Raw genomic sequence first — 21368 nt, forward strand, 5'->3', positions numbered from 1 at the left:
GGGCAGCGTGGCGGGCGCTCAAGGTTCCAGGTCGGTGGCAGAGAAGGTGTAGTCACCCACGCCGTAGGAGAAGAGGAGCCCCGTGGTGAAGAACAGCTCGACCGTATGACGGCCTTCCTGCATCACCTGGAGGTCGAACGTGTCGCTCTTCGGCTTTGTTTCGACCATCGCCGCCTGGTACAGCACCTCGCCCCCGGGGTCGCGCACTCGCATGCCACAGTTGTTGTTGCCGACGCCTCCGCAAACCAACCGGTAGGTGCGGCCCGCGACGACGTCCAGCGCGACGACGTCGACATCGCCGTAGGGTTCGATGTGCCCCGAGACGTTGGTGCCAACGGGCCGACGGGTGGCTTCCGCGAGGGTGTTCCCGAAGTCGTCCGGCCCCCGGTCCACCAGCGAGTATTCGTAGCGGGTGTCGAAAGTGGAGGGGGAGGCGGAGAAGCCCTTCACGCGGGCGTACACGGTGCCATCCTGCGTGGCGAGCACGGCCGCCTGGTAGTACGCAGGCCCCCCTGAGCCCACCGAGCCCGGCAACTTGAGCCCGTCCGCGCCGAGGAGCTCAACCAAGCAGGTCGGCTCGTAGCCTTCGTAACCTTCATCCAGGTAGCGACGGCAGCTGAATCGGTAGATGCGGCCGGTCTTGATGCGGAACGAGAACAGGTCCACGTCGTCCACGATGTCCAGGTTCGCGTGCATCGATTGGTCGGCGTCCATGAACTCCAAGGGGGTCGCGGCCTCGATGGAGTCCCCATGGTCATCCCCCTTGCGCACGTTCCGCTTGCAGGACATGTCCGCCTGGACGTAGCCCTGGGGGCAGTCGCACACGGCCTGTCCGGAGGACGCATCGCACCGGCCCGGACCGCAGTAGACGACATCGCACGGGTCGGACGGTGCGCAAGCACAGAGGATGGCGAGCGCGAGCGCCATCGCCAGGGACGAACCAGAACGCAGCATGTCGTGGACTCCAACGGAGGCCCGGCCCCAATCCCCCCTCGCGACGATAGTTCGTGAAAGGGCGACAGGGGCAACAGACCCGCTGGCCTGGGGCCGCGGGTGCGGCTCCGGGGACACAGACCGGGCTGGCCCGGGGTTCGCAATAGGGGTGGAGCATGATGCTCTCCACCCTCACCGCGCTGACCCTGGCCGCCACCGTCACCAACACCGAGACCGTGCACGACCTGGAGCCCTTCGGCGGCCACGTCGTCGCGTGCACCGAAGGCGGCCTGGAGCTGTTCACGCCCGCGGGCCGTCCGGTGCGCGTGCTCACGGTGGAGGACGGGCTTCCCAGCCACTACTGCCGCGCGCTGGAGTCCACGGGCGACCGGCTCTTCGTCGCCACGGATGAAGGGCTGGTGTCCCTGGACGCCCGCTTCCAGGTGACGCCCGTGCTGGACGTGCGCTGGCAGGCGCTGCCTCCCGCCGAGGACGCGAGCACTCCGGACTACGTGAACCGCCTGGAGTCACTGGCCTCGGTGCTGACTCCAGGTGCGACGTACACGGCGTTCTCTCCGCGCTTCGCGGGCACGGCGGAGGGGCGGCTGTTCGAACTGGGCACCCAGCGCGCGTGGTCCCTGCCGGGCCCGGTGCGCTTCATCTCGGACACACGTGACGGCGTGGACGTGGGCACCACCGAGGGCGCGTTCTCCATCAGCGCCAGTGGCCGGCTCTCCGCACTGCGCGACGTGCCCACCGGGCCGCTGTCATTCACCGTGACGGAGCAGGGCGTGCGCATCGTGGGCAGCCACGGCGAGGTGCACGCGTGGGAGACGGAGTCAGTGCCACTTCAGGCCGTGAGCGTTCCCAAGGGCGCCACCGTGTTGCGCGATGGCTGGGCGGGCACGCGGACCTCCGGTGTGTTCCTCCAGGGGAAGAAGGGATGGAGCCGCGTGACGCCCACCGGGCAGCTCTGCGGCAATCACATCACCGCGCTCGCCCGGCATCAGGGGCGGCTGGTGGTGGGCACGTTCGACCGGGGCGCTTGCTGGCAGCGTGATGACGGCAAGTGGCAGACCGTCCGCACGCCTTCGCTTCCCAGCGACCAGGTGCTGGGCATCACCAGCGACGGACCGAACCTCTACGTCGCCACCACGTATGGCCTGGGCTTCCATGACGGGAAGACGTGGACGCAGATTGCCTACGGGTCTCGCAACCCCGTGGCCCTGGGGAAGCTGTCCGTCCTCAACGTGTCCCAGATGGATGACGGCGTCGCGCTGGTGGACGGCCGGGGCATGTCCCTGGTCACTCCCGGGACGTCTCCCCTGTCGCTCGTGAAACGGCTGCCGCTGCCGAAGGAGTGGAGCAAGCACCCTTCCGTCGGTGAAGCCTCGGGCCGCTTCCTGTGGATGGGCAGCGAGGACCGGGGCCTGCTGCGCTGGGACGGCGCGAAGTGGCAGCGCTTCCACGACGGCCGCGACCTCACCGACAACTGGATCACCGCGCTGTCCACCGACGCGCAAGGACGCGCCATCGCGGGCACCTGCCAGGACGGCTTCAGCTACTTCGACGGCGCGAAGTGGACTCGCGTGCGCGCTGCTCCCGGCCTGCCCTCCTCCGCCATCGTCTCCGCCGCGCTCGTGCCCGGCGGGGCGCTGGTGGGCACGCTGCTCGGCGCGTCGTACTTCGACGCGGCCACGGGGGAGACGCGGGCCCTGCCGAAGCTGGCGGATCCGCGCGTCTACGCGGTGCTCCCTGACGGTGACTCCGCCCTCTTCGGCACCGAGGGCGGACTGTCGAGCGCGGCCTGGAAGGCCGTCTCGGCTCCGGCCCTCAGTCAGCGCTGAGGCTTCAGGCCGGCTTCGGCGCCGTGCCTCGCGCGGCCAGCTCGCGCTCCACGTACAGCCGCAGGATGTGCATGAAGTCCTGCGCGTTCGTCACCACGCCGAAGGCCTGGTGCGTGCCCCGGTCCTTCAGCTTGCTCACCACGAACTCGGACGAATCCACGCAGATGGTGGGCAGCTCCCGCAGGCTGCCGTCCTTCTCCGTCACGAACGCGGGCAACATGTTCCCCGTCGCGATGGCGTGCAGCGCCGTGGCCACGAGCACCGCCATCGTCGCCTTCACCGCGTGCCTGCGCATCGCGTCCTGCGCCGCCAGGTTGTCCGTCACCACGTCCGGCAACGGCCCGTCATCCCGGATGGACCCCGTCAGCACGAACGGCACTCCGTGCTTCACGCACGCGTGCATGATGCCGTTGGTGATGACGCCCGCCTCCACCGCCTTCGCGATGGAGCCCGCCTGCCGCACCCGGTTGATGGCGCGCATGTGCAGCCCGTGCCCGCCCGACGTCGCCTCGCCCGCGCCGCTCATCCCCAGCGTCGTGCCGTAGATGGACGCCTCGATGTCGTGCACCGCCACCGCGTTGCCCGCGAGCAGCGCCCCCACGAAGCCGTTCTCCACGAACCACGTCATGTCCGCGCGCGCCCGCGAGTGCACCAGCGCCGGCCCCGTCACCCAGATGGGATAGCCCCCGCGCTCGCGCTCCTCCACCAGCACCCGCGCCATGTGCCCGTAGTCGATGGGCTTCTCGCGCGACACCTCGCTCGTCATGAACTTGAACTCGCCCTCCCCCTCCTCCATCAGGTAGGCCATGTTCACGTAGACGCCCTCGCTGCCGTCCTCCGCCTTCCCCACCACCACCTGCTCGCCCGCGCGCACCCGGCGGCCCTCGCGCACCCAGAGCTCGCCGGCCGCGTCCCGCACCAGCGCGCCGTCCATGCGCGGCTCGCGCGGCATCCGCCACCGCCCGTCCACCCTCACGTACGTGGGCAGGTTCGTCGTGGTGAAGAAGCCCTCCGGCAGCACGCCGTCCGCCGGAGCCGGGGTGAAGCGCGCGTCCGGGTAGCTGGTGAACCGCGCCGCCGTGAAGTCGGGATGAGCAATGGTCGTCACCCCACCACCATGCGCGGGCCCTCCCACCCGTTCAAGGGTGCAGCACGTCCCCATCCCCTCGGATTGTTTCCCCTTTCATAAGGGCCACCCACCTGGACGCACCCGGTCAAGAGCGCCGCCCGCAACCACCGCGCGAATCCCGGGTTCAACCCTCCAAGGACGAAGCGCTGGCACCGACGCCCGCGCGCATCGAGGAGGACACACCATGAAGCGCAACGGACTGGGGATGCTCGCGGCGGTGCTGGGCCTGACGGTGGCGCTGCCGGCCGTGGCCGCGGAGGCCGACCGGCGCCAGGTGAACCAGCAGCAGCGCATCAACGAAGGCGTGAAGAGCGGCGAGCTCACGGGCCGCGAGGCCGTGCGCCTGGAGCGCCAGCACCGCTCCCTCCAGCGTGAAATCCGCCGCGACCGCCGGGACGACGGCCACCTGGACGCCGCCGAGCGCGCCCGCATCGACGCGAAGCAGGACGCCCTCAGCCGCCGCATCGCTCGCCAGAAGCACGACGCCCAGAGCCACTAAATCCCCGGAAATTGCGCACCGCGACACGGCCTCCCCGGGCGGCCCACCGGGGGGCCGTGTCGCGGATGCGCGCCCTTTCCAGGGTCGGATTCCGCTCCAGGTACGCCAATTCGCCCACATGTGCGCCAGGAGTGAAAAGCAGGTGGGGGACGCAACACCGGTTCTTGAATGGCGAGAATGGAAACAATCGCAGCCGGTGACCACCTCCGGGTCACTGCTCCCATAGGAGCCCCCCCCCATGAGCTACCGCATCCAGTCTGGCGACACCCTGTCGGGTCTGGCGAAGCGCTACGGCACGTCCGTGGACTCGCTGATGAAGGCCAACCCGGACATCCAGAACAAGGACCTCATCTACGCGGGCAAGACGCTGAACATCCCCGGCTCGCGCGACAGCTTCGAGCCCGGCACCCAGGGTCAGGGCGTGCGCGGCGGCGGTTCCGGCGGCTCCAGCGGCGCGGGCAACGTGACGGCGCCTCCGGGCGGCGCGGGCCCGGGCACGCGTGGCCCCGGTGGCAGCCCCTTCGACATCGCGATGTCGCACATGGGCAAGAACGCCGGCTCGCTGAAGCTTGAGCAGACCGGCGTGGGCGCGGACATGGAGGACTGGGTCCCCAACAACGTCAACTGCGCCAACTTCGTCTCCGCGTGCCTGGAGCAGGCCGGGCAGATCAAGGACAGCCAGCACAGCGCGTCCGTGATGACGCTCCAGGGGAACCTGGACCGCGACCCGAACTTCAAGCGCGTGGACCTGAAGGACGCGAAGCCCGGCGACGTCGTCTCCATGAAGGTGGGCGACGGCCAGCACGTGGTGATGTTCGCGGGCTGGAAGGACGGCAAGCCCCAGTTCATCGGCTCCAACAACGTGAACTCGGACGGCTCGCAGCGCATCAGCCTCACGTCCATGAACTACCCCATCATGTCCGTGCACCAGTACCAGGGCTGAACAGACCTGTAGCCCGAGGTCCCCGGTGGGGCCTTCGCCTTCCGCGCTCCTGGCGCCTGGAAGGGGGAGGCCCCATCCGCTTTTCGCGGGGATGGCCTCGGCCGCCTGCCCTCCAAGGCACCCCGAGTGGCGCGGGCCTCACAATGCCCATGGCCTATCGTCCAGGGCTGGACGTTCCCTGGACACGGGGTCTTTCGGACGGGGCCGGACGGGGGGAGGCTCCCGGAAGCCATGCGAAGCCTCATCCTCCTCGTGGAAGACCATGTCGACAGCCGTGAGATGCTGGAGGAGTTCCTCACGCTGGAAGGGTTCGCCGTGGAGGTCGCCGGCAACGGCCTGCACGCCTGGGAGCGCCTGAGGCGCGGCCCCACGCCGGACGTGATGCTTCTGGATTTGATGATGCCGGTGATGAGCGGCTGGGAGCTGATGGAGCGCGTGCAGAAGGAGCCGCGCCTCGCGAACCTGCCCGTCATCGTCGTGTCGGGCGCGGGCGCCACCCGCCCCGTGCCGCAGGGCATCCGGGCGTCCATCCCCAAGCCGTTGGACCTGGACGACCTGATGCGCGCGCTGGAGCCGTTCCGCTCCTCCACGCAGTCGCAGTTAGCCGCCGCCTACTGAGCCGGCGGCGTCACGGGCTGCGCCTGTTCACGCGGCAGGAGCACGCGGAAGACGGTGCCTTCCGACGCGCGCGAGCGCACCTCGATGCGGCCTCCGTGGCCCTTCACCACCTGTTCGACGATGTAGAGCCCCAGCCCCAGGCCGCCGTGCGTGTTGCTTCCCGCGCCGCGCCGGAAGGGGTCGAACAGACGCGGCAGCATGTCCGGCGGAATGGGGTCTCCGCCGTTCTGCACCTCCAGCACCACGTGCGCGTCCGCGTCCGACAGCGTGAAGCGCACGGGTGAATCCGGCGGGCTGTACTGGAGCGCGTTCCCGCCCAGGTTGCTCACCACCTGCAGCAGCCTGCCCGCGTCCCAGGCGCCGTCGTAGCGGCCCGGGCCCACGCTCAACGTCAGCGAGCGCTCCGGCCACGCCGCCTCCAGCTCCTCCACCGCCTGGCGCAACACCGCGCGCACGTCGCCGGGCACGCGCTCAATCGGGATGCCGCCGCCCAGCCGGCTGCGGGTGAAGTCGAGCAGCTCCGAAATCATCCGCGCCATGCGCTCACCGGAGCGCGCGATGCGGGACACCGCCTTGCGGTCCCGCTCCTGGAGCGCGTCTCCGTGCATCAGCTTGGTGACGGACAGCTGGATGGCGTTGAGGGGGTTTCGCAGGTCGTGGCTGACGATGGCGATGAGCCGCTCGCCGAACTGCGCCGCCTCCCGCGCCGCTTCTTCCGCGCGGCGGCGCTCGGTGACGTCCACCAGCGTGACGACGCCCGCGACGATGTGGTCGTCCCGGTCGCGCACGGGCGCGCTGGAGCCCAGCAGGTGCGCGGTGGTGCCGTCCGGCCGGCGCACCTGGAGCGGCTCCGCCTGGCGCGTCTCACCGGTGCGCAGCGCGCGGGCCATGGGCCACGCGTCGTCCGCCAGCGGCTGGTTGTCCGCGGTGAACATCTGATGCGACGACTCGTAGTCCGCCAGGCTGGCCGAGGGCCGGAACGGATGCCCCAGCAGCGACTCCAGCGCGCGGTTGCCCAACAGCAGCCGGCCGCTGGGCGCCTCCGCGATGAGCACGCCCGCGGGGAGCTGATCCAACACCGCCGCCAGCCGCGCGCGCTCCGCCTCGATGGTGGCCAGCAGGCGCTGCCGCTCCGTCTCCGCCTGACGGCGCTGGGTGATGTCCAGCACCGTGGCGGCGCGGCCCACGCGGCGGCCCGTGGCGTCCCTCAAGGACGTCACGTGCACGAACGCGGGGAAGCGGCTGCCGTCGCGGCGCAGGTGCAGCGCTTCGTATTCGTGGAACGGCTTGGAGCTGGCGGCGGCCATGTGCCGGGGCAGCGCGCCGCGCGACTCAGGCGCGACCAGGTCCTCCAGCCGCAGGCCCTTGAGCGCTTCCGCGGGTTGCCCGTGCATGCGCGCGAGCGCAGGGTTCGCCGCGACGAAGGTGCTGTCCTCCGCGGCCATCACCGCCACGCCCACGCCCAGGTGCGTGAAGATGTCCTCCCAACGCCGGGGGCCGGACGCGTCCGGGGCGCCCTGCTCGCGCGCCGCTTCCGCTGCCTCGCGCGACGCGAGCATCCGCGCCTGGACATGGGCCTCCAGCGCCGCGGCCTCCACCGCGTCCACGGCGTCGTGGAAGCGCTCCACCTGTTCCTCGTCACCCTGGCCCCCGCCGTCCCGCTCGCGCCACAGCCGCAGCACCGTGTCGCGCAGGCGCCGGAAGTTGGTCGTCGTGGGGTGCCCGTTGGAGCCCTGCACCAGCAGCGACAGCTCGCGCGCCAGTGAGTCGGAGACGCGCGCGTCCGGGTTCGACATCCGGGCCGCCACCGCGGACAGCCCGTGCGTGAAGGTGTCACCAGAGCCCGGGGCTTCGTGAAGCCACGCGTCCTGCAGGACGTCACGGGACTGGAAGAGGAAGTCGGCCAGGGTCAGGGACACGGTGCGAGGCTCGCGGGCGAAGGGGCCTGGGGTGCATCCGGGAGAAGAGGAGCTCACCTCCGACTTAGGCCCCCGCTTCTCATGCGACAAGGACCGTCTGGCGACGTGTCAGGAGGAAGGCGAACGGACCAGGCCCAGCGGCCACAGGGCGGTCAACCGCAGGAGCCCCGCGCCCGGCTCCACGCGGTAGCGGACCTGGAAGCCGCAGGCGAGCACCGTCGCCCCCTCCCGCCCCGACGGAGTCACCGGCAGACACGGCATCCGGCTGGCGAGTGCCCCCAGCTCCGACTGAAGCCGCTCACGCACCGCGGGCGTACACGCCGTGAGCGTGCGCACCACCGGGGGTTCCAGCTGGCAGCGGTAGGCCATGAGCGCCGCGAAGGGTGCGCATCTACAGCTCAACTGCAAGATGACAGTGGCACGGTGATGCGAGCGGTCAGACGGCGGGCGTCTGGGGGGAACAGTCGTCGGGGCACACTGTCAGACAGGTGACGCTGGGGAGCCCACTAGACCCTGGGTTCACTTCAAGAAACCAAGGAAAAGCGAGTCAAATGGAGGGATGGCCCTCGGCGTCCACCATCTGTTGCTCGTCGAGGACGATCGGACATGGCGCGAGGGTGTGGGCCGCGCTGCGCGTGAAGCGGGCTTCGTGGTGTCGTCCGTGGCGGACGGCGCGGAGGCGCTGGACTGGCTGCGTCATCGCCCGCGCGCGCAGCACCCGGACCTCATCCTCCTGGACCTGGTGTTGCCCCGGTTGGATGGATGGGAGCTGTACGGCCAATTGCGCACGGACGCGCGGCTGCGGCACCTGACGGTGATGCTGATGTCCTCGGCGAGAGGTGCTCCGGACGTGCCGCTGCACGGGGTGGTGGGCTTCCTGCACAAGCCGCAGCAGCCGGAGGCGCTGGTGCAGGCACTGGCAGAGCGCCTGCGCGAGCTGCCCGGGCGTCCGAAGGAACCCCCGCGCGTGCCGTACGCGCTGCGGCTGACGGACGAGTCGCTCTACGCGCTGCACGCCCTGCCCGCCCCGGTCCGTCACGCGGTGCGCGTGCACCTCTTGCGTGCCTCGGAGCTGGCGGCCTCGGAGCTGCCCCTGGCGTCGTCGTGGTTGATGGCACTGCACAGCGAGCAGCCCTCGCTGCTGGTGACGGTGGAGGGCGTGCGCGTGGTGCTGGTGGTGGACGACGCGGCCTGCGCGCTGACGGCGACCATCGTCATCGTGCCCAGCCACATGCGCTGGGCCTGACGTCGAGGTTCACACCACCGGCACGCGGTGGACCTCGCCGGAGTGCAGGTCCAGCCACACCACTCGGCCGAGCAGGTCGTGGACGACGCACCAGTCCTCCATGAGGCGCACGACCTGGGGCGGGGTGCCGGAGAACTCCACCGTCACGCGGGGGTGGTCGGCGACGGTGCGCAGGACGGCCGTGTGCAGCTCGCCCTTCTGGAAGCGCGTCACGCTCCAGGAGGGAGTGAGCACCACGCCCATGCGCTCCCCGTCCTGCCGGGACGGGCGGTGGAAGCGCCGCGCGACGATGGGCGCCACGTAGTAGGGCCAGGGTCCGGGCTCCTCGTCTTCGGTGGGCGCGATGAGCACGCCCATCGCCTCGCCATCGGGCGTGAGCGCGAGGGCGTCCAGTGTCTCCCGCAGGTCCTTCATGTCCGCGCGCCCGCGCAGGACGGGGCCGTCCTCCAGCTCATAGGTCCAGCGCTCCAGCCGTTCGAAGTCCTGGCCCGGGGTGAGGTGCAGCACGAGGAAGGACAGGTGCTTCGCGTCCACGGCCATCTCGAGCACGACGCCTCCCACCTCCGGCACGCGCCACAGGGAGCGCGGCTCGGCGGCGAGCGTGTCCACCATGCTCACGGTGTCGCGCATGGCGGTGAACCACCGCTCCCCGTCGTAGGTGGGGGCCCACGCATCCAGCTCCAGGTCGCACCAGCGCGTGGCCCGGCGCTCCACCAGGTCCAGCCGGGACACGCGCCACAGGTCACCGCGGCGAGCCAGCGCGAGGGCGCGGTTTCCCTGCGCGGACAGGACCAGGGAGAACGTCGGCACGTCGAAGCTCGCGAGCGTTCGTCCATCCGGGCCCACCAGCCGCGCTCCGGCTTCCCCCAGCGCGAGCAGCACGCGCCGGCCCGGCAGCACCACGGCGTCATGCACGGCGTGGGCGCCCGCGTGGCTCCGGTCCAGCCACACGCGCACGTGCGGCAGGTCGTGCGTTTCGGACCAGGGGCTCCGTTGCGAGGCACGCGGCGTTGGCAGGTCCGTGCGCAGCGCGGCCAACGCGGGATCCTTCAGCGCGTGCAGTTGCTGGAGGAGACTGGCGTTGGAGGGGAGCTCTTCCACCACCTCGTCGCGCATCAGCGAGCGCACGGTGGGGACAAGGAGCGCGCTCCGGGCATCGGAGGCGTCCGCGCGCAGCAACTCCGTGGCGAAGGCCAGGCGTTCGGGAGCGCGTGCCGGGGTTTCATCCGAGAGCAGTATCTGGATGTCGTCGCGCGCGGCGCCGAAGCCATCCGGGAACTCGAGCGCCAGGCGCGCCAGGAGCTTCGCGCTGCCCGGGCCGCCGGCCTGGATGCCCCGCTCCACCCAGGAGCGTGCGATGTGGCGCGCGGACGACACAGGCCACACGGCATCCACCGCGCGCGACCAGTCTCCGGCCTCCGCGAGCGACTCCGCCCACAGCATGCGCAGGGCCTGTGCTTCGGCGGGATGGGTCTTCTCCAGGCGCAGCACTGCGTCCGCGAACACGCCCGAGCGCCGTGCGATGGCCACCGCGCGCTCCACGTCCTTCGCCAGGAACCAATGGCGCACCACGAGGCCCGGCGGAAGGTTGCGTCCCTCGGCGAGCTCCGCCGCGAGTTGGAAGCGGCCGTGGCGCTCCAGGAAGGACACGGCCTCCTCGGCCGCCTCCAGCAGCTCGGCGAGGACGAAGGCGGCCTCGTCGATGCGGCCTTCGCGCTCCAGGCGGCGGAAGGTCTCGCGGTAGCGCTCGCGCAGCGCCTCGAACACTGCGGGGCCTCCGCCGAACGACTGCGCGGCACCATTCCGGCCGCGGGGTTGGATGCGCAGCTCTTCGCGCGGGCCGGGAACACCGAGCGCGAGCTTCGCGCGTGCGTCCGGGTCCTTGCCCAAGGGGATGGCGTGGCGCAGGGCTTCGTCGAGGTTGCCCTGCTCGAAGAGTTCGAAGAGGTGGCGCAGGTAGTCTCCCTTGCGCCGTCCCACGAGCTGCCCCAGGGGCGTGTTCCGGAGCATCCACTCCTTGAACTGCTCGAGTGCGCCCGGGCCTTCGGGTTCTGCGGGACGTGTGTGGGTGCTGGAGACCTGTGAGGCTTTTGCGGCGTCACCTCCGCGCATTCCAGCGAGCAGCCGTGAGAACCAACCGACCCGTACGCCAGTGCCCATGGCGGAGGTGTGACCCGCGTTCGAGGAGAAGGCGCTCCGCAGACGGTCGAGCCATCCCGCGCGACTCGGGGCCAACGCGTTGCCCGGTGTGCCTTGCGTCTCCGTGCGAAAGGCACGGCGCAACCGTGAGAACAAGCCTTCACGACGGACGGTCAGCAGTGCGTCGCCGGGCCTCCGTGAGAAGGCCCGCCGCAGCCGCGCGAAGAAGCCCTCTCGCACCACCGGGACCTCCCGCCCCGCCATGCGCGCCAGCATGCGCTCCGCTTCGGGCGCGAGCGCGGGCACCTTCGGTCCGAACGTCGCGCGCGTAGGCGGAGGCAGCGGTTCCAGCGCGACCTTCAGGGGCGGAGGCGGCGCACCCAGACCCTTCACCTGGACACGCCGCCATTCCGAGACGTCCAGCCACGCCCCTGGATCCACCTGGCGCAGCGCTCCGGGCCCGTACATCCGTGCGATGCCCTCGTGCACCAGCACGACAGCTCCCGGCGGAGGCGCCAATCGCTCGCGCTCCTTCGGGCTCAGCGGCGCGCTGGTGAGCACTCCGGACTCCAGCACCAGCGGCAATCCGGGTGCGGCCCCCACCGCGCTCTTGCACGGTGTCGCCAGCTTGAGCAGATGGCCTCCCGCCAGCGCCCAGACCGTGGCCCCGGGACTCCAGGCTGCAAGCACGCGGCGGCGTGCCTCGGCCTCTCCCAGCAGTCCGGAGTGGAACCACCACGCGGCCACCACCACGGTGCCCCGGTGCACCTGCGCGCGAGGACGCACGGCTTCCGACGCGGGGCTCACGCCGCGGCCTCCTGGACGGAGCGGTACAACACAGCCTGCTCCATCAGGTCCCACAACACGAACTCTCCCGACGGGAGCAGCCATCCCAACACCGGCTGCCCGTGGCTCACCGCGGCCTGCACCACGGGGCCACTGGCCACCGCGAGCGTCCGGGGCGGCTGGAGCGAGAAGAGGCGGAAGGTGCGCTGATCCGGATCCAATGCAATCAGCCCGGGCAGCGAAGGCGCGGGCGGCTGCACCACGCCCACCACACGGTGCCCCCAGGGAACGGAGAGGGTCGACACATCCGTGCGCTGGAACAGCCGCCAATCCGGTGCCTGGTCACACACCGCGAGCAGCCCCGCGTCCGGATGCCCCCCAAACGGCGAGTAGCCGAAGTGCGCCTCCCCCTCACGCGCGTTGAGCGGAACGATGCGCTCCGGCTCCTCGTCCAGCATCTTGAGCCGTGAGATGACCGCGTGACCTGCTCCCTGGCCCTGGGGCCGCAGCACGCAGACCGGACGCATGTTCACCAACGCCATCGCGGAGACGTCCTCCGCCACCACCTTGATCGCCACGTTCTCCGCACCGGAGGGTGGCGCCAGCGAGAACAGCCGGTCCTTGCCGTCCTTCAACCACAGGTGTTCATGCCCACGCGGATCCAGCCAGCTCAGGAGGTCCAACGGCAGCGCCTCCGGCACGGTATCCGGCCGAATGGAGTCATCCGCCACGTGGTAGCGCGCCTTCCGGTAACCGGTTGGCGTGCGCACGTTCCCGTGCATCACGTACGCCCCCTGGCTCCGCGCGAGCACGAGCAACCCACCCGAATTGCGCCATCCCGCCGCGACCACGCGCTGCCTGGGAGGCACCTGGACGCGCCGGGGCTTGGGCACGGTGGCGCGCGGAGAATGCGGCACGGCCATGGCCTCCACGCCGCCATCCGCGGAGAACAGCAGCACGCGCCGACCGTCCCCGGAGAAGGAGAACTTCGCGATCCGCTGGTCGCTCTTGCGCGACTGCAATGGGGAAGCCGCCTGCCGCGAAGCAAAGGGATTGCGCAACAGCCGCAGACAGTCGTCCGGAGGCGGAAGCTCCAGCACCACCGAACGGGGAACACGGCCCGCGGGCCGCACGTCCACGGTGAGCCGGTGCGCACCGGGCTCCATTGGTTCGGAGACCTCCACGCGGGACATCCCCTCCGCGTCCTCCAGACGCCCCAGGCGCGAGGAGCCCACGAGCCACACGTCCTCGGGCGCGCGTGAAAGGTCCAGGGCTTCGCGCCATGCAGCCAGGTGCTGCGAGGACGCGGGCACGGTGGAGCGGGCTTCGAGCCACGCAAGCAACGACGTGCCGCCCAGGCCCGTATGGGTGGCGTGAGCGGGCTCGGTCTGGAGCGCGCCCCAGGTGAACGCCGCGCCCACGGCCTCCGCGCGGCGCACGAGCACGACCAGCAGCGCGAGGTGCGCGATGCGAGGCATGCCCAGTTGATCCGGTCCCACATCCAGCAGCACCACGGTGCGCCGAGCCCCCTGCGGCTGACGGAACGAGGGCTTGAGGAACGACAACTCGCCGAACGCCGCGCGGCGCACCAGTTCTTCCGGTGCCTCCAATGCCCAGAGCCACTCACTGACGAGCAGCCGTTCGAAAGGCCCTCGTCGAGAGAGCCCGTCATAGCCTTGAGGCTCACCGCCCTCGGCCTCACCGCGAGGACGCAGCGTTCCGACCGCCGCCGACAGCCGCGCCACGTGCGGTCCCAGGTGCCGCGCCAGGTCCTCCGGAAAGAGGGACAGCTGCGTCGCCCAGGGGCGCAGCGCGGGAGGCAACGCGGTCGTCACGAAGCGGCCTCAGCGGACAGCCACGCGGTCAACGAGGCGCGCGCGACAGGCTTGGCCGCCGCGACGGAGACGAGCACCCCTGACGCAGGCAGCACCGCGAGCGGCGCATCGCCCAGCCCCGCGAGCAGCGCACGCTCCAACAGCGAAGGAGCCACATCCGGCTCCAGCGCGCAGGGAAGCAGCAGCGCGGGCGCCAGCGGATCACGGCCCAGGTACACCGCACCATCGATCCAGGGCAGCGAAGCAGCAGCCCCCAGCAGCACGAGCACGTCCGGTCCCGCGACACCGGTCCACGATGCGAGCGTCGCGTCCTCCGCCCGCGAAGCGCGGTGTCCCAGCGAGAGCGCCACGGGACCAACGCCCGCCACGGCCACGGGCTCCAGCGGCAAGGCCCGGGGGCGCCAGCGCACGGGAAGTCCCGCGACGACCGGCTCCAGAGGCGGCCTCATGACGCCCTGCTCCCGCGCATCCCACGCCCGTTGATCACCCAGGCACTCTAACGAACGGGCGTCAGCGCCAACAGAGGGACCGACACGCGACAGGCCACGGGACTCGAGCTGTACAGCGCCGGAGCGCCTGCCCATGCTCCCGAGCATGAGCACGACCCGGATCCACCACCACCTGAAGGCCCCCCGCTCACGCGTCTACAGCGCCCTGATTGACGCCCGCGCGGTCGCGACATGGATGGTGCCCGACGGCATGACGAGTCAGGTGCACGTCTTCGAACCGCGCGAGGGCGGCGCATTCCGCATCTCGCTCACCTACGACGCGCCCACGGAGACCGGCAAGACGACCGCGCACACGGACACGCATCACGGCCGCTTCGTGAAGCTCGTGCCGGACGAACAGGTCATCGAAACCACCGAGTTCGAGACCACCGACCCCGCGCTCCAAGGAGAGATGATCATCACGTTCACGCTCACCGACGCGCAAGACGGAGGCACCGACCTCATCGCCATGCACGAAGGACTTCCGCCCGGCGTACCGCCCGCGGATAACGAGCTTGGTTGGCGGATGTCCCTGGAAAAGCTCGCGAAGTACGTCGAGTCACCCGCCTCGGAGTAACGGCCGCCCGCCCCGAGGCCTCCGACTGCGACATACTGGGGCCATGGGGAACGCATTGAACCGTCGTGCGCGCGTGAAACGCCTGTTGATGGGACTCTGCGTGCTCACCGCATCGCAATCCCAGCTCGCATCCGCGGACCCTCCCTTGACGAAAGCGCCGGGCTGCACCGCACGAGGGTGGCCCGCGACTGTTCCCTGCGGGAGTGCCGCATGCTTTGTTTCAAGCTGCGGCGAAGGCAAGTGTCCCTATTGCTTCGTCAAAGGCATGGAGAATCTCGCCATCAAGGGCTGGGCCGTCTACACGTGCATGAGTGGTGAAACCCTGACTGGGAAGGCCCTGCTGTTTCACACGCTGCCCTTCAACGCGCGGGTGGGGCCTTTCTGTGGCTGAAACCTCTTGGGAGCAGGAGGCAGCCCTGGTGGCGGAGGCTCTCAACCTGTTGACCGTACTGGCTGCGCCTCGCCTGTATGCACAATGGTCCACGCAAGCGTCTCCATCCACGCTGCGTGAGGCCTTGGATGCGCGGCTGCTCTCTCTCGCGGCATTCTGCGAGCACGCCAAGGGAAGCCCCGACGCGGAGCGATTCCGAGCCGCGGCGCCCCAGGTACGAGCACTCGCGGACAACGTGTTCCAGACTCCCTCCGATAGCATTTCAGGCACGGACTGGATGCACCGGTCCCGTCAGTGCTTGGAAGCCCTCGGGTTCCACGCGCCTCCCGAAGGGTGGGACGCCTTCGAGGGCTGGCCTGCATGACGTATGTCACGCCGCGCGAGTGCTCGCTTCTTCCGCCAGCACCGCCGCCACCGCGCCACGCAACGCGCGCAGCGTCTCCGGCAGTGCCTCCGGCGCGAAGCCCGCGTCCATCTCGCGCGCCACGCCCTCCAGCTTGAGCCGCCACGCGGCCACCGCGTCCAAGTCCCCATCCACGGGCCGCGACTCCAGCAACACCTGCCCCGCCTGTGCGATGCGCTGGGCCCGAGCCAGAGGCCCCGCGCTCGCCTCCAGCGCCGCGGCCGGCAGCGCCAGGTTCTCCGACGCGGACAGCACGTCGCGCAGCACATCGCGCGCCAGCGCCTGTGCCTCCTTCGTGGGCACCGCGTAGACGAGCGGCCACAGGTCCGCCACGCCCGGCGTCGTCCGCCCCGCCAGCGCCGCGGCGGCGGCCACCAGCCGCTGCACCTTCACCGCGCGCCGGTCCGACAGCGCGATGCCCGCCGCCCGCAGCGTCCGCAGCGCCTGCGCCAGATGCGGCCGCACCGGCCCCAGGTCCGCGCGCCTCGCCGCCTGCGCCACCACGTCCAGGGACGCGAGCGACGCCACTCGCGGCGCCGCGTCCGCCCACAGCGACGCGCCTCCCTCCAGCAGCTCCTCCAACCGCGGATCCGGCACCGGCTCCACGAAGATGCGCGCCAGGAACCGGTCCGCGAACGCGGCCAGCGCGTCGTCCTCCGGCAGCGCGTTGGACGCGCCCACGCACACCCGCAGCGGGCACTGCATGCGCGTGTGGCCTCGCCGGAAGGTGCGCTCGTTCAGCAACCCCAGCAGCGTGTTGAGGATGGCGGTGGAGCCCAGGAACACCTCGTCCAGGAAGGCCACCTCCGCCTCCGGCAACATGCCCGCCGTCTCCGTCTCCACCAGCCCCTCGCGCAGCTTGCGCAGGTCCACCGGCCCGAAGATTTCAGACGGCTCCGTGAAGCGACCCAGCAGGTATTCGAAGTACGCACCACCCAGGCCGCGCGCCGTCCTGCGCACCGCTTCGCTCTTCGCGGTGCCCGGCGGTCCCACCACGAGCAGGTGCTCGCCCGCCACCGCCGACAGCGCCACCAACTCCACCATCGCCTCGCGCTCGACCAGCCCCCGACTCGCGTCGGTGAGCGCGTCGCGGACCTCGGCCGCCGCGACCTCGAAAGATACGGACATGCCCGCAAGCCTAGCCTCGCCCCCGGTCCGGCATACAGTGGCGGCATGGATACGAAGTGGAAGTGGCTGGCCCTCGCGGGCGTCCTGTGCTCGGGGCCAGCGGTCGCGGACGGGTGGCACGGCTATGCCTCCCTGGGCGCGGGCATCACCCTGGATCATTTCAGCGACTGGCGCGCCAAGGGCCCCGCCCTCCAGGCCTGGCTCGCCGTGGAGACGCCGCCCGGCCTGTCCCTGGGCGTCGTCTTCGAGACCACCCAGACCTGGGGCCAGCAGTTCGCCGAGGCCCAGAACCCCTCCGAGTTGAGCCGCGTGCAGTTGGACTACACGGCCGTGGGCCTGGAAGCCCGCCTGCGCTTCCTCGGCGACAAGCCGGTGACGCCGTGGGTGGGCGCGCGCCTGGCCAAGAGCTGGTCGCAGCCCTTCACCCCGGACAGCCTGGGCCAGCTGCGCCGCGAGGACTTCGACGTCACCAGCATGGCCTTCCGCGTGGGCCTGGACGGCTGGATCTCCGACCGGTGGGGCATCTCCATCGCCACCGCCATCCAGTTCTGCGACGTGAAGTTCACCAAGGCCGCGGAAGACACCAGCGCCAGCGCGGGCGTCAGCGTGGACATGTGCTCCAAACCGCTCCAGAGCATCGTCGCCGGACCCGTGCTGCGCTTCTAGCGCGGGTACAGTGCGCGCCCATGAACGCGCCGCCCCCCACCCCTGCTCCCCGCTGGCTCTACCTGCACGGCTTCGCCTCCGGCCCCCTCTCCGCCAAGGGCGTCTGGCTGGACGCGCACTGGGCGAAGCAGGGCATTGCCCTGGAGCGCCTCAACCTGCGCGTGCCGTCGCTGGAGCACCTGAGCCTGCACACCATGCTGGACACCGTGCGGGACGCGCTGGGCGCTCCCCATGACCGCGCCGTCCTCATCGGCTCCAGCATGGGCGGGCTCGTCGCCGCGCGCACCGCGGAGCAGGACGCGCGCGTGGGCGCACTGGTGCTGCTGGCCCCCGCCTTCCACTTCGTGGAGCAGCTCCAGCGCCGCCTGGGCCCCCACGCCTGGGCCGAGTGGAAGCGCACGGGCTACCTGGAGACGGATGACCACGCGGAGAAGCGCCGCACGCGCGTGCACCACGGCGTCATGGAGGAGGCCCAGCTCATGGAAACGAAGCGCGGCCCCTGGCCCGATGTGCGCGTGCCCACCCTCATCATCCACGGCCGCCAGGACGACACCTGCGACGTGCGCTATTCGCGCGAGTGGGCCCAGGGCAAGCGCCACGTCCGGCTGGTGGAGGTGGATGACGGCCATGAGCTGACCGCTTCGTTGGAGCTCATCGCGAAGGAGGCGGATGCCTTCCTCACCCCTTGGCGAGGTGTGGAGCAACCCCGGCAGGTGTTCACTGGCGGCTGACCGGTGCGCGTCCGCCCGGCGGTCGTATTCGCGCCGCGAACGCGCCGGGTAAGGTGGCGGCCATGAACCGCGAATACCACCGCTGGCACAGCCCGCGGCTGAACCGGGACATGGAAGTGCTGCTGTACGGGCACTCGGGCGAACCCGTCATCCTGGTGCCCACGAGCAAGGGCCGCTTCTTCCAGGCCGAGGACTTCGGCCTCATCAGCGCCATCGCGGACGGCATCGCCGCGGGCCGCTACGTCGTGGTGTGCGTGGACTCGGTGGATGAGGAGTCCTGGTACAACAAGGACGTCGCCCCCGCCGTGCGCGTGGCCCGCCATGCCCAGTGGGAGGACTACCTGCTGCATGAGGTGGTGCCGCTCGCGAAGGGCCGCGCCGCCGGGGGCCGCCTCACGCTCGCCGGGTGCAGCCTGGGCGGCTTCCACACGTACAACGTGGGCCTGCGCCACCCGGACGTCTTCCAGCGCCTCATCTCCATGGGCGGCAAGTTCGAGACGGAGGACTTCCTCGACGGCCACCACGACGAACAGGTGTACTTCCACACCGCGCCGCAGTGGCTGCCCAACCTGCACGACCTGGGGCGCCTGTCCGCCCTGCGCCGCGTGGAGATGACCCTGGCCGTGGGCGAGCACGACTTCTGCCGCCCCTCCAACGAGAACCTCTCCAAGGTCCTCTGGCAGAAGGACATCGGCAACGACCTGTCCATCTGGGACGGCGGCACCCACGACTGGCCCGTGTGGCGACGGATGATCCGCCAGTACCTGCCGGCCTGAAGTCGCGGCGGATGCCGGACTCGGGACACGACAAAGCCTCCGGTCGGAAGGACCCGGAGGCTTTCGTGATGCGCCATCGTGAGGAGCCGGAGGGCTACTCGATGGGCATGAACACCTTGAAGCCCGAGCGGCCGCTGTTCGTCGTGTTGCGCTCGATGAAGTCGCTGGCGGACGAGTGGCCGTCGCCCAGCGTCACCGCCGTGTGGCCGTAGATGCTGCCCAGGCGCGTGGAGGTGCTCTCCCACGTGAGCACGAGGCCCGGAATCTTCAGCGCGTCTTCCAGGGACATGTCCACCTGGCGGAACTTGTCGCGCGGCAGGTTGTTGTCGATCTGGTTGCCGTTGCCCGACACGCCGATACCCATCGAGTTGCGGATGGCCCGGCTCACGCCCGTGGCGCACAGGCCCTGGCTGTTGTAGCCGCCCATGCCCATGGCCGCCGCGCGCGCCGCCTCCGCCAGCCGGCGGCCCTTGTCGGTCCCGCCGGTGGGGGCCACGCCCATCGGGCCGCCCACGTCCTGCCCACCGCCCACGCCGCGCCCACCCCGGACGCCCTGACGGCCACCGCCCGCGTCGAAGCTGTCGCGGCTGGAGTGGCCGATGCGCAGCGTCCGACCCGAGAAGATGAGGTCCGGGTTCGAGATGTTGTTGTCGCGCGCCAGCTTCTGCACGGAGGTGCCGAAACGAGCGGCCAGGCCAGAGAGGGTGTCGCCAGGACGGATGCGGTAGTTGGACATGTAGGCTCCTGGGACAATTGTCGGGACTTCCAGATCCAGGTTGCGGCCGTTTCCTAGATTCTTGGAACTTTTCCCTGCACTGGAATTTTACACCCCAACAACCCCCATCAGCCCTCCAGGGGCCGGAGGGTGCCCGCGCTGACGCGCCAGAAGCGCCACAGCACGGCGGCGGCCACGGTGATGAGGCCCGCGCACAGGCCCCACCAGATGCCCAGCACGCCCATGCCCAGGTGGAAGCCCAGGAGCAGGGTCAGGGGCAGGCCCACGGCGTAGTGGCCCACGATGTTGGCCACGAAGGTGAAGCGCGTCTGTCCCGCGCCGCGCAGCACGCCCGCGCCCACGCCCTGCACGCCGTCGAAGACCTGGAAGATGGCGCTCACCATCAGCAGGGGCAGCAGCAGCGGCAGCACCTCCGGCGGAGCTCCGGCCAGCGTCGCCAGGCTCCGGGGGAAGAGCGCGAACACGAGCCCGCCGAGCGACATGACCCCCGCGCCGAGGGCGAAGGCCATCAGCCCGCTCCTGCGGGCCTGCGGCGTGTCGTGCGCGCCCACGGCCCAGCCCACCCGCACGCTGCCCGCGTTGCCGATGCCCAGCGCCATGGTGAAGGTGAGGCTGGCGAAGGAGATGGCGATTTGATGCGCGCCCACGCTCTCCGGCCCCAGCTTCGCGGACAGCACGCCCGCCAGCGCGAAGACGCCCACCTCCGCCGCGATGTGCAGGCCAATGGGCAGCCCCACCCGGAACGCCCGCAGCTGATCCGCCTTCACCGGCCTGCGTGACGGCGTGCCCGGCACGGGGATGGCCTGCACCGCCCGCGCGACGATGAGCACCTCCAGCGCCGTGCACAGGAGCGTGGACAGCGCCGCGCCCGCCGCGCCCATGGCCGGCACGTGGGTGAGCGGTCCGGCCCACGCGGGCAACGACTCGCCGCCGAAGACGAACAGCGGCACCAGCATCACGTTGATGATGTTGGCCAGCACGGCGGACACCACCAGCGGCCGGGGCGTCCCGATGGCCTGCAGGTACGCGCGCACCGTGAGGAAGATGAGCATCAGGGGCAGGCTGGGCGCGCGGAAGTGCAGGAAGGCGCGCACCTGGACGATCTGCTCCTCGGCCACGCCCACCCATGGCAGGCCGGACGGCACGGTGATGAGCACCGCCCACAGCACCACGCCCACGAAGGCGGACAACCACACGCCCTGCCAGAGCACGTCCCGAGCGCGGCGCGGGTGGCCGGCGCCAATGGCCTGGGACACCAGCGGGTCCACGCCCATCATCAGCCCCATACCGAAGCTGCTGACGGCGAAGAAGAGGGCGTGGCTCAGGCCCACCGCCGCCAGGGCGGACGTACCGGCCCGGCCGACGATGAAGGTGTCCGTCACGCTCATCAGGGACTGGCCCGCCTGCGCGATGCACAGGGGAATCGCCAGCCGTAGCAGGGCGCGCAGCTCCCCCTTCGCGCCGCGGGCCGGGGGGGAGGACGACACGGAGGGCTCGACGGCTTCGGGCGGCATGACGGGGCCTATAGGGAAGGGATTGCGCTGGTGCAAGCGACGCAATCCCCGACCCCGTCTGACG

Annotated in this window: 19 protein-coding genes; 9 read left to right on the top strand and 10 right to left on the bottom strand. The window is 70.8% G+C overall.

The genetic code is table 11. The features are described 5' to 3' along the window. Window positions 1–18 precede the first annotated feature (18 nt). On the bottom strand, window positions 19–954 hold the full coding sequence (locus D7Y15_RS08685; protein ID WP_120575707.1) for a hypothetical protein: 936 nt from the start codon (window positions 952–954) through the stop codon (window positions 19–21). A gap of 155 nt (window positions 955–1109) precedes the next feature. On the opposite strand from D7Y15_RS08685, the gene D7Y15_RS08690 reads away from it, so the two are divergent. After that, entirely contained in the window at window positions 1110–2780 is a 1671-nt protein-coding gene (locus tag D7Y15_RS08690) for a hypothetical protein (protein WP_121752255.1), read from the top strand. Between the two features lie 4 nt (window positions 2781–2784). Here the strand turns inward: D7Y15_RS08690 and D7Y15_RS08695 are convergent, their stop codons facing one another. Then, window positions 2785–3888, bottom strand: coding sequence for a hypothetical protein (locus tag D7Y15_RS08695; RefSeq protein ID WP_120575709.1), 1104 nt, complete (start codon window positions 3886–3888; stop codon window positions 2785–2787). 205 nt (window positions 3889–4093) lie between these two features. Here D7Y15_RS08695 and D7Y15_RS08700 point away from each other — a divergent pair, with 205 nt between their 5' ends. The 3 genes from D7Y15_RS08700 to D7Y15_RS08710 all read left to right on the top strand — a co-directional run bounded on the left by D7Y15_RS08700 (window position 4094) and on the right by D7Y15_RS08710 (window position 5969). Continuing rightward, window positions 4094–4408, top strand: a complete 315-nt coding sequence (locus D7Y15_RS08700; RefSeq protein ID WP_121752256.1) for a hypothetical protein — start codon at window positions 4094–4096, stop codon at window positions 4406–4408. Window positions 4409–4646: 238 nt separating this feature from the next. Beyond that, a complete protein-coding gene (locus D7Y15_RS08705; RefSeq protein WP_120575711.1) occupies window positions 4647–5351 on the top strand; it encodes a LysM domain-containing protein in 705 nt (234 codons plus the stop codon). Window positions 5352–5582: 231 nt separating this feature from the next. After that, on the top strand, window positions 5583–5969 hold the full coding sequence (locus D7Y15_RS08710) for a response regulator (RefSeq protein ID WP_120575712.1): 387 nt from the start codon (window positions 5583–5585) through the stop codon (window positions 5967–5969). Here D7Y15_RS08710 and D7Y15_RS08715 read toward each other — a convergent pair. Then, complete coding sequence (locus D7Y15_RS08715) at window positions 5963–7888, bottom strand: PAS domain-containing sensor histidine kinase (RefSeq protein ID WP_233604864.1); 1926 nt, start codon at window positions 7886–7888, stop codon at window positions 5963–5965. The genes D7Y15_RS08710 and D7Y15_RS08715 overlap by 7 nt on opposite strands. A gap of 108 nt (window positions 7889–7996) precedes the next feature. Beyond that, complete coding sequence (locus tag D7Y15_RS08720) at window positions 7997–8257, bottom strand: hypothetical protein (protein ID WP_120575713.1); 261 nt, start codon at window positions 8255–8257, stop codon at window positions 7997–7999. 190 nt (window positions 8258–8447) lie between these two features. Between D7Y15_RS08720 and D7Y15_RS08725 the strand changes: the two genes are divergently transcribed. Next, on the top strand, window positions 8448–9134 hold the full coding sequence (locus tag D7Y15_RS08725) for a response regulator (RefSeq protein ID WP_121752257.1): 687 nt from the start codon (window positions 8448–8450) through the stop codon (window positions 9132–9134). A gap of 9 nt (window positions 9135–9143) precedes the next feature. Here the strand turns inward: D7Y15_RS08725 and D7Y15_RS08730 are convergent, their stop codons facing one another. From D7Y15_RS08730 to D7Y15_RS08740, 3 genes are read right to left on the bottom strand one after another with little or no spacing between them, the layout of a single operon-like run. After that, window positions 9144–12080, bottom strand: a complete 2937-nt coding sequence (locus D7Y15_RS08730; protein WP_121752258.1) for a bpX6 domain-containing protein — start codon at window positions 12078–12080, stop codon at window positions 9144–9146. Next, a complete protein-coding gene (locus D7Y15_RS08735; protein ID WP_121752259.1) occupies window positions 12077–13894 on the bottom strand; it encodes an LpqB family beta-propeller domain-containing protein in 1818 nt (605 codons plus the stop codon). The genes D7Y15_RS08730 and D7Y15_RS08735 overlap by 4 nt, the downstream gene beginning before the upstream one ends. Beyond that, on the bottom strand, window positions 13891–14343 hold the full coding sequence (locus D7Y15_RS08740) for a hypothetical protein (protein WP_121752260.1): 453 nt from the start codon (window positions 14341–14343) through the stop codon (window positions 13891–13893). Before D7Y15_RS08740 ends, D7Y15_RS08735 begins: the two co-directional genes overlap by 4 nt. A 145-nt stretch (window positions 14344–14488) precedes the next feature. Between D7Y15_RS08740 and D7Y15_RS08745 the strand changes: the two genes are divergently transcribed. Next, window positions 14489–14959, top strand: coding sequence for an SRPBCC family protein (locus D7Y15_RS08745; protein WP_169820347.1), 471 nt, complete (start codon window positions 14489–14491; stop codon window positions 14957–14959). A 761-nt stretch (window positions 14960–15720) separates the two neighbouring features. Here the strand turns inward: D7Y15_RS08745 and D7Y15_RS08750 are convergent. Further along, window positions 15721–16881 (bottom strand): AAA family ATPase, encoded by a 1161-nt coding sequence (locus D7Y15_RS08750; protein ID WP_121752262.1) that lies wholly within the window; start codon window positions 16879–16881, stop codon window positions 15721–15723. A 45-nt stretch (window positions 16882–16926) separates the two neighbouring features. Here D7Y15_RS08750 and D7Y15_RS08755 point away from each other — a divergent pair, with 45 nt between their 5' ends. The 3 genes from D7Y15_RS08755 to D7Y15_RS08765 all read left to right on the top strand — a co-directional run bounded on the left by D7Y15_RS08755 (window position 16927) and on the right by D7Y15_RS08765 (window position 19054). Then, the gene (locus D7Y15_RS08755) at window positions 16927–17547 is read left to right on the top strand and encodes a hypothetical protein (protein ID WP_121752263.1); all 621 of its coding nucleotides are present in this window, start codon (window positions 16927–16929) and stop codon (window positions 17545–17547) included. Between the two features lie 20 nt (window positions 17548–17567). Continuing rightward, the gene (locus D7Y15_RS08760) at window positions 17568–18278 is read left to right on the top strand and encodes a YqiA/YcfP family alpha/beta fold hydrolase (RefSeq protein ID WP_120575721.1); all 711 of its coding nucleotides are present in this window, start codon (window positions 17568–17570) and stop codon (window positions 18276–18278) included. 62 nt (window positions 18279–18340) lie between these two features. Beyond that, window positions 18341–19054, top strand: a complete 714-nt coding sequence (locus D7Y15_RS08765) for an esterase family protein (protein ID WP_120575722.1) — start codon at window positions 18341–18343, stop codon at window positions 19052–19054. Window positions 19055–19148: 94 nt separating this feature from the next. Here the strand turns inward: D7Y15_RS08765 and D7Y15_RS08770 are convergent, their stop codons facing one another. Both D7Y15_RS08770 and D7Y15_RS08775 read right to left on the bottom strand, forming a co-directional pair. Then, complete coding sequence (locus D7Y15_RS08770) at window positions 19149–19790, bottom strand: LysM domain-containing protein (protein WP_169820346.1); 642 nt, start codon at window positions 19788–19790, stop codon at window positions 19149–19151. 107 nt (window positions 19791–19897) lie between these two features. Next, window positions 19898–21304, bottom strand: a complete 1407-nt coding sequence (locus D7Y15_RS08775; RefSeq protein WP_120575724.1) for an MATE family efflux transporter — start codon at window positions 21302–21304, stop codon at window positions 19898–19900. Window positions 21305–21368: the final 64 nt, after the last annotated feature.

Origin of the sequence: Corallococcus sp. AB030 (assembly GCF_003668965.1) — a bacterium.
Taxonomy (GTDB): domain Bacteria; phylum Myxococcota; class Myxococcia; order Myxococcales; family Myxococcaceae; genus Corallococcus; species Corallococcus exiguus.